Origin of the sequence: Dokdonella sp., from assembly GCF_049593775.1 — a bacterium.
Taxonomy (GTDB): Bacteria; Pseudomonadota; Gammaproteobacteria; order Xanthomonadales; family Rhodanobacteraceae; genus Dokdonella.
Map to the genome: position 1 here is coordinate 1 of NZ_JBAWHJ010000085.1, position 15080 is coordinate 15080.

Here is a 15080-nt window from a genome sequence, read left to right on the forward strand (position 1 = left end):
GACCTGCCCCCTTCCATTCGCGATGCCGTGAGCGGTCTGAAACCAGGCAGGATCAGTGAAGTCGTCGAGAATGATGGTGCGGTGATGGTCTTTCGCTGCGAAGACATCAAGGACGGGGCAACGCCGACGGCCGACGAGGTGCGATCGAAGCTGCGCGCGAATCTCCTCCAGATTCGCAAGGGCGAAATCGAGCAATCGTTTGGTGAGCACCTTCTTGACTCGGCGAACGTCGAGATCACACCGCAATCTGCAGACATCGTCCTGCGCGTCGGAGACCATGAACTCGATGCTGAAGCGCTTGAGGTTCTCATGGGGATCAAGGTTCCCGGCTCAACGCCGGCTGACTGGGACGACGGGGCGCGGCAAAAACTGTTGCGCAACTGGGCAATCGGCGTGCTCGAGGAACGCCTGGCTATTGAACGGGCAATCGACAAGTCTGCGTCGGTGGCCCAAGCGTTGCGCTGGCATCAAATGCAGGTTCTGGCCAGGAATGAGCTCGTGCGACGCATCGACAAGGAGCTTGAGCCTCCCAGCGAAAAGGCCATGCGTAGTTACTACGCGCAGAACGCCAGACGCTATCGGGTTCCAGAGAAGTTCACGCTAGACATGATCAGTTTCGGCCGGGTGCCATCGAACGACGATGAGGCTGCCGGCAAATTGATCGAACTTGCCGAGCGGGTCGAGACTCGCATTGCATCGGGCGAACTGTCGTTCGCTGACGCAGCCCGGCGCTATTCGCAGGCGCCTTCGGCTGCGCGTGCAGGTGAGCCGCGCATCATGACCCGGCCGCAAATTGGCGCGCTTGGATCTGTCGCTGGAAAGGCGGTAGCCGAACTGGCCCCTGGCCAGCGCACCGGTTTGTTGCGACTGCGGTCTGGCCTGTGGATGTTCGAACTTCATGATCGCCAGCCGGCTCGAGCGAAGGATTTCAGCGAAGCGAAAGGAGCCATCCGCAAGGAAATGCGCAAGCGGGAGGTCGAGCGGCTTGAAATGCTGATTCGTGAGCAGCAGTGGAACCAACTGGAAATCCACATCCTGTCGGGCCCGGATTCGAGGGTCTCCGAAAACAGCTGATAATCGGAACGGCGGGATCTTGTTGCAGCTGTGGTTTCAACCGTGTCGCGCTCCAGGATTGGCATTGTCCGGCGAAGCGCTTGGGGCCATTGTTGCAAGAGGTGCTTTCAATCGTTGAGCAGATGAATCCTCGAATCCCGTCAGGCTGAGGCAGCACTGACTCGATGGCCTTCGTTGCGGCCAGATTGCGGAGGCTGGCTGCGGCCGTGACCTGCATCCTGGCTTGCAGACGCTCCGGACGAATGAGGCGGCCATCGCTCAGCGTATGGCGAGTCACTCAGCTTGCATCGCCGATCACCTCACGATAGATCGCAACAGTTTCATCGACGCATCGGGACCATGGGTATTGGGCGGCGAGTTCGAGGCCTTGCTGGACGGTAGTCTCGCGCCATTCCTCATCGCTGAGCAGTCGTTCGAGCCCGGCGCTCATTTCGACTTCATCCAGCGGATTGATGCAGAGTGCGATATCCGCGCACACTTCCGGTAGCGAGGAAACGTTTGAAGTAAGCACCGGAATGCCGCTGGCAAGCGCTTCCAGCACGGGCAGGCCGAATCCCTCGTAGATCGATGGAAACGCAAACGCCCTTGCGCCGGCATAGACCAGCGGCAGATCTTCCTCGCTGACATACCCGAGGCGGCGTGCGGCACCACTGGCTTCAAGCGGAGCCAGTGCACGTTCAAGATCTGCGCTGAGCCAGCCGCGTGCGCCGACGATGATGAGCGGATGGCGTGCACGCATCACCTCTGGCAGCGCCGCGTAGGCGCGAGCAAGGCGGACAAGGTTCTTGCGCGGCTCCTGGGTAGCAACCACCAGCAGATAGGTGCCAGCAACCAGTTGATGGCGGTGCATGGCCTCGCTCAACGAGCTGGTTTCGCGCGGCCGGTAGCGCCCATCGACACCCAACGGGATGACGCGAAGCTTGTTGCGCGCCACGCCGAGTTTCTCGTGGATCTCGTCGGCGATGAACTGCGAATCGGTGAGTACTCGATTCGCGCGCTCCAGGGTGCGTGGCAAGTGACGCTCGAGAAAGCGTACCCGTTCGGGCGGGTGCGTCTCGGGAAAATTGAACGCGGAAAGATCGTGCACCGTCGTGACAGCAGGGCCTTCGAACGGCATCAGGATGTAGTTCGGTGTGTGCAACAGGTAGCCGCTGAGATTGCGCGTGTGCGCGCGGAACAGCAGGTTGCGCATCCGCGAATAGACTTCGAGGGCGCGAGTCTTGAACGGAAGGTTCTGGCGCAAGCTGGCGAAAATGCGGTTCGAGGAAAGTGCTTCGGCCGGGTCATCCACCCAGCGCACCGCGGAATAGAGGCGCAGTTCCTCGATCGCTTCGTGGCGTGCCAGTCCGTTGGCGAGCTCGAGCGCATAGCGACCAATTCCGGTCAGTGGAGCGCTGATCGCATCGACATTGAAAATCACGCGCACTGGGTCGGCCTATGCTTGAGTACGGAAGATGATCGCGCGGTAAGCTTGACCAGCGCTGCATTGTCACTGCATTTCGCGATCGATCGGATGGCGGGCTCGCCAGGCGACCGCACGAAATGTCGTGTGGATTCCAGAGGCAGGTGGGCGCGTGTACGGTTCATGGATGGTGCGGGCTACCCGGTCTTGCCTCGGCGCTCGCGCTCGAGATCGGCTTCCACCATGCGGCGCGCCAATTCCTCCAGTTCAACCCTGGGATTGAAGCCAAGATGGGTGCGCGCCTTTGCGGAATCGCCGACCAGCAGGGGCGCGTCGACCGGCCGAAACAGGCTTGAATCGATTCTGATCTTGCGTTTGCCGGTAAGCGTATCCAGTGCAATTTCGTCTTCGCCGACGCCCGACCATTCGAGTGTGATGCCCACTGATGCGAAGGCGGCCGTGGCGAACTCGCGTACGCTCGCTGCATGACCTGTTGCCAGCACATAGTCAGCACCAGTGTCGCGATCCGCCATGTCAGCGAGCGCGGCGACATACTCCGGCGCGTACCCGAAGTCACGTCGGGCGTCGAGGTTGCCAAGGCTCAGCTCCTGCTCGAGACCCATGGAGATGCGAGCCACCGCACGCGTTATCTTGCGAGTCACGAACGCCACATCGCGCAGTTCGGATTCATGGTTGAACAGGATGGCGCTACTCGCTGCCAGTCCGAAGCTGGCTCGCCAGCTGTTCATGGAGGCGTGGGCCAGCAATTTCGACAGGCCATAGGGTGAGGTGGCGACCGTTGGCGTGTTCTCGTCCTGGGGTGCCTTCTCCGGGCTGCCGAAAATTTCCGCACTCGAGGCGAGAACGAAGTGCGCGTCTGGCGCATCGCGGCGCATGGCTTCGAGCAGGTTCAGGGTGCCTACGCCATTGGCCTGTACGCTACCCAGCGGATCGCGAAAAGAGTCTGCAACACGTGATTGTCCGGCCAGATGGAAGATTGCCTGGGGCGCGACGTCTGCAACGACCAGACGGCAGGCAGGCGGGTCACCAAGGTCAAGCGTGCGCAACTTCAAGCCGGCGTGGGCGGCAATTCCCAGTTCGTCCAGACGCCAGTTTCCTGCCGGGCTGGATGGGCGATGCGTGCCCGTGACTTGAATGCCTTCGCTCAGCAACTGGGCAGCCAGCCAAGCGCCGTCCTGGCCGCCGACACCGGTTATGAGTGCGCGCGTATAGCGTCGATTCATCGGGTCACTCTCCCGAAGCGATTCAATGAGTGGCGCGCCGCCTCACGTTGCGCGAGGGTCGCGAGCTCGCCGGCAGCGAGTGCCAGTACGGGGATTCCGAGGCGTGTGCCGTGGTCATGCAGTCGCTTCGCCAGGCCAGAATCCATGTCCTGGCCGATCTCCAGCAGCTCATAGGCGTACTTCTCGAACAAGTCCGGGATACGGTCCAGGTCCCACTCCAGTGGGCCTGGCGATTTCCCGTCGCCAATGCTCGTGTCATTCAGGCTGAGTCGGTCTTCGGTAGTTTCCAGCATGTGGATATCGTAACCGGACATGGGAGCAATTTCGGCAAGCGAACAGAAACGCAGAAGTCGCGGCTGAGGCATGTGACTTGCGGCCGACGCGTGGATCCGACGTACTCGCCAGTCAAGCACCAGGCGCTCGAATGAAAAAAGTTGCCTGCCCACGTCGGATTCGTAATTTGGCCAACGATCGCGCAGGACCTGCATGCCGGCCCGCCCCAGCGCCTCGCGTCGCTCTGTGCCAAAGCTCTGGCTGCGTGCGTGGCGCACGAGGACATTGCCGGCAATCACATGGCGATAGCCCACGGCACAGGCACGTTGGCAGAAATCATTCTCCTCGCCGTAGCCCTGCGGAAATGCGTCGACGTCGAACAGGCCGAGCTGGTTCAGCGAACTGCGACGGATGTACATGCAGAATCCGTTGCCAGTGGGCAATTGCGGATAGGCGTGGCCGGCACCCTGCCAGTGTGCGCGAGCAGCCTGCGCAAATGTCCATTGCTGCGGCAGGGGGTTCTCGCGTTCGAGTTCGGGAACGGAAAATGCACCGGCATTGTCGGATACCGCGGTCGCAGTGGCGGTGTCCGCAGACGCGTATGCGGCTCGACGCAATCCGGTCAGCCATTGGCTGGCGACTTCGGTATCGGCATTGAGCAGCACAACGTCGGCCTGTCCGGCAAGGGACATGCCGCGATTGACCGTAGCAGTGAAGCCGAGATTATGTGGATTCGAATAAATTTCGACGCCGGGGATTCCGCGGTAGCCGGCAAGCATCGGCGCAACCGCCGTATCCGTGCTGGCATCGTCGATCACGATCAACCGGCATCGGCCGCTGCTGTTTGCAAGCACGGAATCAAGGCAGCGCCTGGTGGCATCAATCGCGTTGTACACCGGAATGATGATGGCCACCTCAGCCGCCATCGGTTGCACGTTCGCAGGAACGCAAACGCCAATCGGGTCGAGATCCGGCGGGCGGGTGGCCTGTTCGGAATCGGGCGAGATTCCGGGCGTGCCGATTCGAATCGAGAACACCTGCGAGGGAGCTTTGTCCGAGGCCTGCAAAACGCTGGCCTGGACCGACAGCGAAGCCTGCCCGGAGGGTGAAAACGGAAATGCCAGGCTCGCACGTCCGTTTTCGTCGGCACGCAATTCGGTAAAGTGCGAGCCATTCAGGCAGATGCCAATTCGGCCGCCGCCATCGGCGCGCAGAACCAGCGAATGACCATCCCACATGGGATGAAAGGCTTGGCGATCAGGAGCTGAATGCATTTCGATACGGGGATTCATCAGTTCATTGACGTGCGGCTACGCACGCGGCGGATTTGTCTTGCAGGGTTGCCACCGTGAACGGTCGCATGAACCAGGATGATGTCGATCAGTCATGGCTCATTGCTCCGCCATCTTGCCGTCGAGGATGCTGCGATCATTGATGCTTGCGAGCAAGGCCGATTGTGACGTGTCGAGCTGGATGTCGTCCGCCGGTATTCGATCGCCCGATGGCTCGATCCATGCTTCGATCGCTTCGGATGTCGGCATGCGCAGTCCCCTGATGCCGAGGGTGTGGAGTTCTTCGAGCAGCTTTCGCGTGGTGTTGGAAGGGTCCCGGATCAACGCGTTGTAGTCGACGATGACGCGCTGCCATCCATCGCTTGCTGCGAATGCCGACCGCGTGTAGGCCTCCCACAGCGCGAGCGCTTCCTTGGCGAGCATGCCGTCACGGCGTCGAAGGGAATCAGCGACTTCACTTGGATCGCGTATCACATGGATGAATACGGGTCTGGTCAGCAAAGGCAGCAGTTCCCGGGCAAGCAGGCAAAGTCGCGGCTCCTTGATGAACCAGGGGCGCTTCGGTTCCAGGGTATCGAGAATCGCTGCGGACGCCTGGCGGAACGCATCCACGGCAGCGACCGGACAATTTGACGGTGGTTGCTTCCAGTCCCCGCCGGCAGCTTGCAGTCGCTGCACGCACGCCATGTGGAGTTCGCCGTGTTCGAAATGTCCGCGTGGATTGTCAGCCCCGCGTAGCAGAATTTCGTCAGGTCCCGGCCAGGCACCGAGCAAACTGAGTACGCCGCCGACACTCGATGTCCCTGATCGATGCATGCCGAGCACGACAATCTGGCCCGATCCGGCCAGATCGAGGTCACCAGGCCGATGCCGTGGAATGATCGGCGCCGCCGGTCTCAGGGTCGAGCCACTCGCCAGTTCCAGGGCCAGGCAATCTGCGGTGAGGTCGAGATTGCTGCGTGAGGCAAACTCCGAGGCATTGCTGCTGGCCGCCTTGCGCAGTTCCTCGCGGTCGTCAAATGCTTCGCGCATTCGCGAGGCCAGCGAGGCGGTGTCAGGTTCACTCCAGTGGCTGCCCGGCTGTGCGGGATCCCGGGCAATGCCGTGTGCCTCGACTGCAAGTCCAAAATTGCGGAGCAGCGCATCCTGGCTGCCATAGGCTGGCGCCACGACAATGCGGCCGCAGGCGATGGCTTCACGAACAAACGGATCCCAGCCGGCGCCACGTCTGGCACTGGCATAGGCGTCGGCCGCGACATACAACTGGGCGCGCTCGTAGGCAGGGTGCCCCCATCCAGCGATGAGCCGCACCCGGGCCTCGCCCGGCGCGTCCATCAGTGGATCAAGCACATCGCGAATGACGCTTTCATCGTCGCCGGGGCAGACATAGACCACCAGTTCGACCGGCTCACTGGGACCGAAGCTTCTGCGAAATGCGGTGATGACCAGGTCGGGTGCGTCGCGGTGCAAGTCTTCAGCCACGCTGAGAAAGACGAATCGTCCTTGCGGGTTCCGTTGCGCCGGCACTTCCGGATGACAGTACTCGCGGTCGATGCCCAGAGGGACGATCTGCATGCGCGTGGTGACGCCGGCTTGGCGAAACACCCCCGCCTGGAACGCATCCGGCACCAGCAGCAAGTCAAAGCGGTTGTAGTGGTCTACCCATGACCGAGGCAGGTCTTGCCACTCGGAAAAGGCGAGCGCGACATGGAAGCGGCCACGCGCTGGCGTCAGCAATTGGCCAGGAGCACAGATCAGGGCTACTTCAGGCTGGGCCGGCACGCTTCGTTCGGCGGCCAGTTCAAGACGAAAATCTTCTCCATCCAGCAACTCGGGAGCGGCTTCCGAATAAGCCATGCGCAGGGCGCGTGCATCGAGACGCCAGAGCAGACCGCGGGTCAGTTGGGCAAAGGCATGCGGGAACCGTGTCAGGCCCTGCCATAGCACCGTGCCACGATAGGCATTGCTCAAACGATCCTGCCAGCGCGCGGCGAAACTCGCGTGGCTCCGTTTCCACAGGCGCTCACGAAAGCCGCCGTCGTCCTGGGTCGAGCCGTGCTGGACATGGCGCAAGGTCACGGCTCCGGCAACGACGCTGGCAATGCCTGAATCAGCCGCGCGCAGGCAGTAGTCGGTATCTTCGTAATAGCTGTGGAATATCTCGTCGAGCTTTCCGATCCTCTGCAGGCAATCACGCCGGATGTAGGCCAGCGCGAAGGCAATGCACTGGACGCGCCGCGTGCGCGGAAACTGGTTTACGTCAAGTTCCTGCTTGCCTGATTCGGTCTGCTGGCCCCAAAGGCGATCCGGCTCGATGAAGCCGCCTAGGTGGTAGAGCAGATTCTCCGGTGCCGCGCCGAGCATGCGACAGCCGACAATGCCATTTTCCGGACTGGAATAGGCGGCATCGCGCAGGCGATTCAGCCAGTCGCGCTGCACGATGACCAGGTCATTGTTGAGGAGGACGACATCATCATCCTCGTGTGCTGCGTCGATGCCGGCATTCATGCCGCGCACGAAACCGAGGTTCTCCGGCAAGCGAACGATCCGTACCTGTTTCGAGTAGGTGTCCAGGGCAACCGTGGTTTCGTCGTCGGAGCCGTTGTCGACGACAATGATCTGCGCATTCTGGAGGTCGCCCTCGAGCAGCGTATCCAGGCAGCGCCGGGTCAGCGCCCATTTGTTCCACGCCAGGACGATCAGGGCCGCGCCGCGCATCAATCCGTCTGCCCGGAGCCCTGCCAGAGCGCGAGTATTGCCGTGCCGAGTGAATCGCGTGCATAGCTGTCTACCGGCGTGAGCAATTGCCTGGCGCACTGATCCGCAAGCAGGTTGCGCTGGATGCCACTCGCACGAATGCGACGCAGGCTACCCGCGACATCCGGGTCAGATTGATCCGTCATTCGTGCAGCCGCTATCAGTAGCCGCCGTGGCGTGCTGCCCAGGCGCCGGGAAAAATCGTGCAGGGTTTGTGCGTCCTGAAGGTTCATTTGGGTTCAGCGGCCAGATCGAGCTCTCCGTGGTACGCAGCGAATACTTCGTCGCGCGAGCCTTCCCGCACGCTTCGTCCGTGTTCCACCCAGAGCAGACGATCGCACAAGGCGGCTACCTGTGTCTCGTCATGGCTGACCAGCACGACGGTATGGCCCTGGCGCATGCGCTCGCGAAGCGCTTCTCCGGATTTCTCCTGGAATTCAGCGTCACCTACGGCCAGTACCTCATCAATCAGCAGTACGTCGGGTTCGGCTTGCATGGCAACGGAAAAGCCGAGGCGCATGACCATGCCCGAAGAATAGCTGGCAATCGGCTGCTCGAAAAAATCGCCGAGCTCGGAAAATTCCTTGATGGCGGGCAGGCGGGCAACGATATCGCGCTGGCGCAAACCAATCATCAGGCCGGACAGGATCGCGTTGTCGCGACCGGAAAGATAAGGCGTGAAGCCCAGCGCCAGCGAAAGCAGCTGACATGAAACCACGCCCCGGCGCATGTGGCCTCTATCGGGTTTGAGGATGCCGGCAAGCACCCGCAACAGTGTGCTTTTACCGGCGCCATTGCGCCCGATTACGCCCAGGCGTTCGCCATTTCGCAGGCACAGGCTGACATCCTCCAGCGCCCAGAAGCGGCCGCTGCCGACACGGCGCTGAGCACTGAATGCCACGCCGACGTTTTCGAGTTGGATCAGGACATCACTCATTACACGGCCAACTTCGGATAGCGTGGCGCAAGGCGCAACACGACGGCCATGCCGGCAATGCACGTGGCAGCGGAAATCATCGCGACCTTGGCCAGCGCCCACCAGTCCGGCCACTGTCCGTGCATCAGGATTCCGCGCGCCGCATCGAGCAGGGTCGCTACCGGATTCAGCGCAATGATTTCGCGCAGCGGCGAGGGCACGGCATCCAGTGCAAAGACGACGCCGGATAGAAACATGACCACGGTGAGGATCTGCTCGATGACGAATCGAAGGTCGGGGATAAATGGAACGACTGCAGCGACCAGGAAACCGACGCCCGCGGAAAAAAGCAGGGTGATCGCGAAAACGACGGGAAGCGCAAGGTATTGCAGGTTAGGCAGGTAACCCATCAGCCACAGGATGACCAGGAGAAGGGCGAAGATGTAGAGGAACTTGATGGTGTCGGCAAGCATCTGCACGAACGGAAAGATCAGCACAGGCAACCGGGCCTGGCGAATCAGGCCCAGATTGGTCCAGATTGCATAGCCACCGTGCGTGATGCAGGATTTCATCCATTGCCAGACAGTCAATCCGACCAGCAGGAACGGCAGGTACTCGGGGCCGCCCGTTTTCAGGATCACGTCGAATACCAGCCAGAAGGCCGCCATCATCATGGCTGGCTCGGCTACCCACCAGATCAGGCCGAGGTAACTGCGCGATCGCTCGGCGCGGAGTTCGGCATACGTGCTGAACAGGATCAGTTCTATCAGGTGCTGAGGCATGACGGGCGGTGCTGGAAGGGACAACCAGAATAGCCGATCAGCGCCAACCGGGGGTCACCGGGTGCCGGGTTCATGGACAGTTGCCATCAAGAACAGGGCCCAGCCAGGCCAGGCCAACAAGGGCCAGAGCCAGCGCGACCCCCAGGGCAATGCGCCATCCGTTGGTCGCAAGCGCGGACTGCCTGTTGTCACGTTGCACGAGCATGGCGAGAAAGCTGCCGGCGAATCCGCACAGGAACGGCATCATCTGGAACAGGTAGCGCTGCATGACATGCAGTCCCAGATAGAGCGCAAGTTGATAGGCGAGATAGGCGGCGACAAACGCGGCCAGAGGCAGGCTCCAGCGGCGCCACATGGCTACGCCGAAAGCACAGAGCAGCAGGGTGATCGTGTGGGTCAGATTGGACAGTCCGACCAGGACCGGGCCCAGCGGATGGGGCGCATAGGCACCCATGCGGCCCGCACAGGCCGGGCCGGGCAACTGGGATACCAGCAACGTCTTGGCATTGAACAAGCGGAAATACTGGCTGCCCACTTGCTCACCCAGGATGTCCGGCAGGCCACGCTCGGCGATCTGCTGTTGAATCCTTTCGAATGCAAGGGCATTGCGTTCCTGCGGCTTTTCCGCGCTGTCCAGGTAGGCGGTCAGCGCTGGCAGGCCGGCTTCGTCAATGTAATCGCTGCGGCTGGTGTCGCGAATTCCGATTTCCAGGTTGTACATCGAGCTGTCGGCAATCATCGGGCGACCGGTTTCGGCCAGGCCTTTCCAGAGGGCCGGCCCTGTCGCCAGCAGCAGGCCGGCCGCGAACGCGACTGCCGGGAACAGGGCATATGTCCGCCGACCCTCCCGACGGGTCAGGAAAAACAGGAAGAAAAAGGGCCATAGTCCGGCCATGAGGCTCTTGAAGAGCAATGCCAGGCCAATCAGCAGCCCAGCCAGAAATGCACGCAGTCGAGGCTTTTGCGTGCCGGTCAGCAGCAGGGCGAGTGCGCCAAGCAGGCAGGCCAGATGCGTGACTTCAGGCCAGAGCCAGTGCGCGTAGGCCAGATTGCCGGGATTGAGCAGGAAAATCGCGCCGGCCAGCAGTGCGGCCCGGGGGCTGTCGACCGTATTCCAGAGCCTGACCAGCAACCATGCACACACCACCAGCAGGCCCGTCTGCACCAGTTGAGCCATGGGCACTATCGGGCCAGGAATCAGGCCGATCGCCGCCAGAAACCATGTCTGACCCGGTGGCCAGATGAATCTTTCAATCGCTGGTTGTCCCGCGAGCAGGGCAAGTGCACGCGCGTGGTAGTCGAATTCGTCTCCCACCAATGGCTTCTGGGCCGGCGAGTAGTAGATCCAGAGCAGGGCGAGGTTGAGCAGCAGCCAGCCGGCGATGGCCAGCCACATCCATGGCCGGCCAGATTGCGGTAGTGCTGGCGCCTTCGAGTGATTCATCGCTTCACGCAGCGTTGAACGGGTTCATGGCGTGGCCGCGAAATTTGCCGGAATCGCGGATCGACTGCCCTTGCGGGCCCGCGTCGCGCCAACCGTCAAATGACGGTCGGCTCGATGCGTGTCCGCAACGTCGGATTCGCGGCAGACCTGAGTGATACCTTGCAGCGGGGCTGCGTCGGGGGCTTCCTTGTCCCCGGTGGGGATCATTGACCGCTTGCCTCGGCCCGTGGTGATCGCTTGGCGGCCGCCTTGAACGTCGGGGTCATCTTTTCGCGGACGCCGTCGGTGCTGATCGATTCAACGTAGTACCAGTACTCGCGGCAAGGATCGATGCTGTCATCGCGATACTGGTATTTCTGCGTTTCGTCGGTGGTGCCGGCGCCAAGGATGGGGTTTTCATTCAACTTGATGAACTCGCCCTCTTCGGTGTCACCGCGAAACACGTCGAATCCGAAATTGTCCTGCTCGCTGGCCAGCGACCACTTCGGCGTATTTGCCAGGCGCTCTTCGGATGCAAGCGCGGATTGGTCGCCACAGGTCCCTTCGGGCGGCGTTGCCACGACAGTCTCGGCGGGGGCGGCAGGCGCGGCAGCGGGGGCCGGTGCTGCTTCCGTTGTGGCGGGTGGGATGGTGGGTTCAGGCGCAGGCTGGTCGCAGGCGGAGAGAGTCAAGGCAATGAAGGCGGACAGGACGAGTAGGCGCATGATGGCTCCGATCGGTGTAAGGGGGGCTGGTCGCTGCTGTGCCAGACGATTCCGACTGGACAGGAGCAGGTCAGGGCAACGATAGTCGCGCCATGGTCCCACTGGCAACACGAAACTTCCTGCGCTCCGTGAACACGGCGGTCAGAATCCATCGAAACATGGCGCTTGCGGCCATGTTCAGCCTCGCGTGCGCCTGTGTCTCAGCGGCCCAGGCCATGTCAGTGGAGGTGGCGCTGACCCCCGCAGGTGATGTTTTTCCCGCGCTTGAACTCTCGCAATCCCGGTCCGCGGCATCAGGCGCTGATGCGGCGGGTAGTGGTCTGCTGCGTATCCGCTTTGGTGATCTGCAGTCTGCGGTACAGGTGCGATTGACGATATCGACACCGGGGCTGCGCGCACCCAGCGTCATCGACGCATGGGTCGAATCGGGGACAATACTGAGGCCTCGACTGGAGTGGGATTCGCTGGCCCTGCGCGATCTTCGCAGCATACGCCCGCAAGTCATGCGCGTTTCGGTCGTGGCCAAGGGCATGCGGCCGATCGAGCAGAAGCTGCGAATACGTGTACATCCACTGGACGAGGCCCTTTACTTCGTGCGCGATGGTGATGCGCGCATTGATCTGGGCTGGGCATTCGCGGCATGGGTGGATCCCTACGATCCTGTTGTCGACGAGCTGATTGAACTGGCGGGACTGGATGGCACGAGCCCGGTATCGCCACCGGAAAACTTCTCGGATCGGATTGGTATCGCCCGCGCGCTCTGGGTGGCGCTCGAGAAGCACGGGCTGCGCTACGCGGACGAAGGAGCGGGGATCAGCCAGGGGCCGGAAATCTACAGTCAGCGCGTGCGACTCCTTTCCAGCACATGGGACGATCGTGTTGCCAATTGCCTTGATGGCAGCGTGCTCATTGCTTCGGCTCTTGAGCGACTGGGTATCGGCAGCTTCCTTGTGCTGGTGCCTGGACATGCCTTCGTCGGCTTCTACACGGATTCCGACAAGCGTGAAGCGGAATTTCTGGAGACCACGTTCCTTGGTCATCAAGCGCCAGTCGGGAATCAGGCACAAGCGGAGACTTCGCAGCGGATTCGGCGACGGGCAGTGGCTGGATTCGAAGCTGCACGCAAGGCTGGCAGAACCCGCTATCGCAGTGCCGCGCCCCGGCTGGACGGCAAGCATCGCCCCGACTATGCGCTGATCGATATTTCCATGGCGCGCGCCTATGGCATCATGCCGCTCGCGGTTGGTCGCCAGGATGGCAATGCGTACGCGCCCGCCGTACCGGATGTGGAACCTCTCCGGAAATTTCCAGTCAAGCTCTCTCCGTGAATCAATTGCCTGCAGAAAATCCGCTTGCCCGCGTAAAGGATGAAATTCGGGAAGATGCCGAGTTGGCGCGCAGTCGTGCCGGCGATCTGAAAGTCGCCAGCAAACGCCCGCCCCCGGCACGGCCACGCAAATCGGAAGAGCGGCGAAACAGCTATACGCTGGGTGAACTTTGCAATTCGAATTTCACCACTTTTCTGGACCAGGCCTTCGAGGCCTTGCTCAGGCGCAAGCCCGACCCGGCGGGATACGAAGCCCAGCTTCGGTTGCTGGTTTCCGGGCGCAGCAAGACTGAAATTCTCGGCAATCTCCGCTGGTCGCCGGAGGGTCGGGACATCGGCGTGCGCGTGCCCTGGCTATTGCCGAAATACGTGTTCGCCAAGATCTTGCGGATTCCGGTGGCCGGTTACCTGCTCGACTGGCTGGTCAGCGTGTGCACCTTGCCGCGGATCGTGCAGCATCAGCGCGCTGTCGAGGTCTATCAGAGCGCACGCCGGCAGGAACTCGGCAATCAGATTCAGGCCATGGGGGAGCAGATCGACCTCATTTTCATCGAGCTCGGCAAGCTGGGTAGCCAAAACCCTGCAATGTCGGCCAGGGTCAAGCAATTGTACGAGCGGGTAGAGCCGCTGACCGAGGACTTTGAGCGGATCAGTGCGGAATCCGCGGAGCTGCGCCACATGGTTCTCAGCATGAACCATTGGCTTTCGTCCCTGCGCAAGAACCTGTCGGCACTTGAGCTCGCAGAATCCGAGCAGCAGCGAAAATCGGATTCGCTCTACGCCGATATCGCAACGCGCATGCTCGAATCGGACGCGCTGAGGCCTGCCCGATTGCAACTCTGGTCTGGTCGCCTGGCCGCCAACTTGCCCAGGCCCGCGCAGGTGCTCGACTTGTGCAGCGGTGAAGACTGGATCAAGCGCCTGGTTGAGCTTGGCCTCGACGCCGCTGGAGTGGACTCCAATCGCGAGATCGGACAACGTGCCAGGGAAAACGGGCACGCCGTGGTTGTTGCCGTTCCGCTGTCCGTGCTCGCTCGCACTGCTGATCATTCGCTGGACGCCTTGACCGCGCTTGACGTGGGCTGCCTGCTGGGCAGGATTTCTGCAGCGGAGTTGCTGGGCGAAGCGCGTCGTGTTCTGCGCAACAATGCATGGGTGCTGTTTGGTTTTCATGGTGAGCCGACGAGCATCGCTGATCGACTTGACGGCCGGCCCGAACCGGCAATAGACGCTGTCCTGATGACTCAGGCGTTGCTGTCAGCGGGTTTCGTCGATGTCGCGCAAGTACGTTCGGACGATGGCGCCGGTTGCGTGCTTGGTCGAGTGGGGGATTAGGTCATGAATCAGCCACGCAACATGCCAGAACGATTGATCGGACATCGAAATGTGCCAGCACGCACCGGCGGGCTCGCATGAAGGCAGCGATACTGATTCCTGTATTGACCAGCAAGGACGCGGTTGGCGCAGATGCTCTGGCAATGGCCAGGGTGCTCGATGAGCTGGGTATCGAAACGCGCATTTTTTGCCTGTCCTCTACTGGCGTCGAGTGCAAGACCTGGCCGGCCGAACGCCTGCCGGCATTCGCCGGTGGTCCGCAGGATCTTGTCATCTACCATTTTTCGACCGGCTGGCCGACAGCCGTGGAGATCCTTGGCCGATGTCGCGGGTTTCGCGTCGTCAAGTATCACAACATTACGCCGCCAGCTTTTTTCAAGGACTACTCCGCCGACTATCGGGACGCTTGCGAGGCCGGTCGTCGTGAGCTATCGACAATGGCCAGGCTCGGTTGCGAGCTGTATCTGGGCGATTCCGCCTACAACCTGGATGAATTGTTCGAAGCGGGAGCGCCGGGCGAGCGAGGGGGA

The 15080-nt window shown here is 61.6% G+C and carries 13 protein-coding genes; 4 read left to right on the plus strand and 9 right to left on the minus strand.

All coding sequences use genetic code 11. The features are described 5' to 3' along the window. On the plus strand, positions 1-1074 hold a 1074-nt coding region (locus WBP53_RS02950; protein WP_423925770.1), incomplete at its 5' end, for a peptidylprolyl isomerase. Positions 1075-1351: 277 nt separating this feature from the next. Here the strand turns inward: WBP53_RS02950 and WBP53_RS02955 are convergent. The 9 genes from WBP53_RS02955 to WBP53_RS02995 all read right to left on the minus strand — a co-directional run bounded on the left by WBP53_RS02955 (position 1352) and on the right by WBP53_RS02995 (position 11888). Beyond that, on the minus strand, positions 1352-2494 hold the full coding sequence (locus tag WBP53_RS02955) for a glycosyltransferase family 4 protein (RefSeq protein WP_423925772.1): 1143 nt from the start codon (positions 2492-2494) through the stop codon (positions 1352-1354). A 179-nt stretch (positions 2495-2673) separates the two neighbouring features. Beyond that, the gene (locus WBP53_RS02960) at positions 2674-3720 is read right to left on the minus strand and encodes a GDP-mannose 4,6-dehydratase (RefSeq protein WP_423925774.1); all 1047 of its coding nucleotides are present in this window, start codon (positions 3718-3720) and stop codon (positions 2674-2676) included. Further along, on the minus strand, positions 3717-5231 hold the full coding sequence (locus WBP53_RS02965; RefSeq protein WP_423925776.1) for a glycosyltransferase family 2 protein: 1515 nt from the start codon (positions 5229-5231) through the stop codon (positions 3717-3719). The genes WBP53_RS02960 and WBP53_RS02965 overlap by 4 nt, the downstream gene beginning before the upstream one ends. A 153-nt stretch (positions 5232-5384) precedes the next feature. Then, positions 5385-8003, minus strand: coding sequence for a glycosyltransferase (locus tag WBP53_RS02970; RefSeq protein ID WP_423925778.1), 2619 nt, complete (start codon positions 8001-8003; stop codon positions 5385-5387). After that, positions 8003-8275: a hypothetical protein gene (locus WBP53_RS02975; RefSeq protein ID WP_423925780.1), complete on the minus strand. Its 273-nt coding sequence runs from the start codon at positions 8273-8275 to the stop codon at positions 8003-8005. The genes WBP53_RS02970 and WBP53_RS02975 overlap by 1 nt, the downstream gene beginning before the upstream one ends. Then, a complete protein-coding gene (locus tag WBP53_RS02980) occupies positions 8272-8979 on the minus strand; it encodes an ABC transporter ATP-binding protein (protein WP_423925782.1) in 708 nt (235 codons plus the stop codon). Before WBP53_RS02980 ends, WBP53_RS02975 begins: the two co-directional genes overlap by 4 nt. Continuing rightward, on the minus strand, positions 8979-9740 hold the full coding sequence (locus tag WBP53_RS02985; RefSeq protein ID WP_423925784.1) for an ABC transporter permease: 762 nt from the start codon (positions 9738-9740) through the stop codon (positions 8979-8981). Before WBP53_RS02985 ends, WBP53_RS02980 begins: the two co-directional genes overlap by 1 nt. Positions 9741-9810: 70 nt before the next feature. Next, positions 9811-11184 carry a glycosyltransferase family 39 protein gene (locus tag WBP53_RS02990; protein WP_423925786.1) on the minus strand — a complete coding sequence of 458 codons (1374 nt, stop codon included), beginning with the start codon at positions 11182-11184 and terminating at the stop codon, positions 9811-9813. A gap of 203 nt (positions 11185-11387) precedes the next feature. Further along, positions 11388-11888 (minus strand): hypothetical protein, encoded by a 501-nt coding sequence (locus WBP53_RS02995; RefSeq protein ID WP_423925788.1) that lies wholly within the window; start codon positions 11886-11888, stop codon positions 11388-11390. A 92-nt stretch (positions 11889-11980) separates the two neighbouring features. Here WBP53_RS02995 and WBP53_RS03000 point away from each other — a divergent pair, with 92 nt between their 5' ends. The 3 genes from WBP53_RS03000 to WBP53_RS03010 form a co-directional block, all read left to right on the plus strand. Next, positions 11981-13216, plus strand: coding sequence for a hypothetical protein (locus WBP53_RS03000; protein ID WP_423925790.1), 1236 nt, complete (start codon positions 11981-11983; stop codon positions 13214-13216). Beyond that, positions 13213-14550: a class I SAM-dependent methyltransferase gene (locus tag WBP53_RS03005; RefSeq protein ID WP_423925792.1), complete on the plus strand. Its 1338-nt coding sequence runs from the start codon at positions 13213-13215 to the stop codon at positions 14548-14550. Before WBP53_RS03000 ends, WBP53_RS03005 begins: the two co-directional genes overlap by 4 nt. 77 nt (positions 14551-14627) lie before the next feature. After that, positions 14628-15080 (plus strand): hypothetical protein (locus WBP53_RS03010; protein ID WP_423925794.1); only part of this gene is annotated, 453 nt, incomplete at its 3' end.

Bases quoted from the DNA above. Each gene is read 5' to 3' on its own strand.
- WBP53_RS02960 (WP_423925774.1), bottom strand. From the start codon at position 3,720: ATGAATCGACGCTATACGCGCGCACTCATAACCGGTGTCGGCGGCCAG.
- WBP53_RS02965 (WP_423925776.1), bottom strand. From the start codon at position 5,231: ATGTGGGATGGTCATTCGCTGGTTCTGCGCGCCGATGGCGGCGGCCGA.
- WBP53_RS02970 (WP_423925778.1), bottom strand. From the start codon at position 8,003: ATGCGCGGCGCGGCCCTGATCGTCCTGGCGTGGAACAAATGGGCGCTG.
- WBP53_RS02975 (WP_423925780.1), bottom strand. From the start codon at position 8,275: ATGAACCTTCAGGACGCACAAACCCTGCACGATTTTTCCCGGCGCCTG.
- WBP53_RS02980 (WP_423925782.1), bottom strand. From the start codon at position 8,979: ATGAGTGATGTCCTGATCCAACTCGAAAACGTCGGCGTGGCATTCAGT.
- WBP53_RS02985 (WP_423925784.1), bottom strand. From the start codon at position 9,740: ATGCCTCAGCACCTGATAGAACTGATCCTGTTCAGCACGTATGCCGAA.
- WBP53_RS02990 (WP_423925786.1), bottom strand. From the start codon at position 11,184: ATGAATCACTCGAAGGCGCCAGCACTACCGCAATCTGGCCGGCCATGG.
- WBP53_RS02995 (WP_423925788.1), bottom strand. From the start codon at position 11,888: ATGCGCCTACTCGTCCTGTCCGCCTTCATTGCCTTGACTCTCTCCGCC.
- WBP53_RS03000 (WP_423925790.1), top strand. From the start codon at position 11,981: ATGGTCCCACTGGCAACACGAAACTTCCTGCGCTCCGTGAACACGGCG.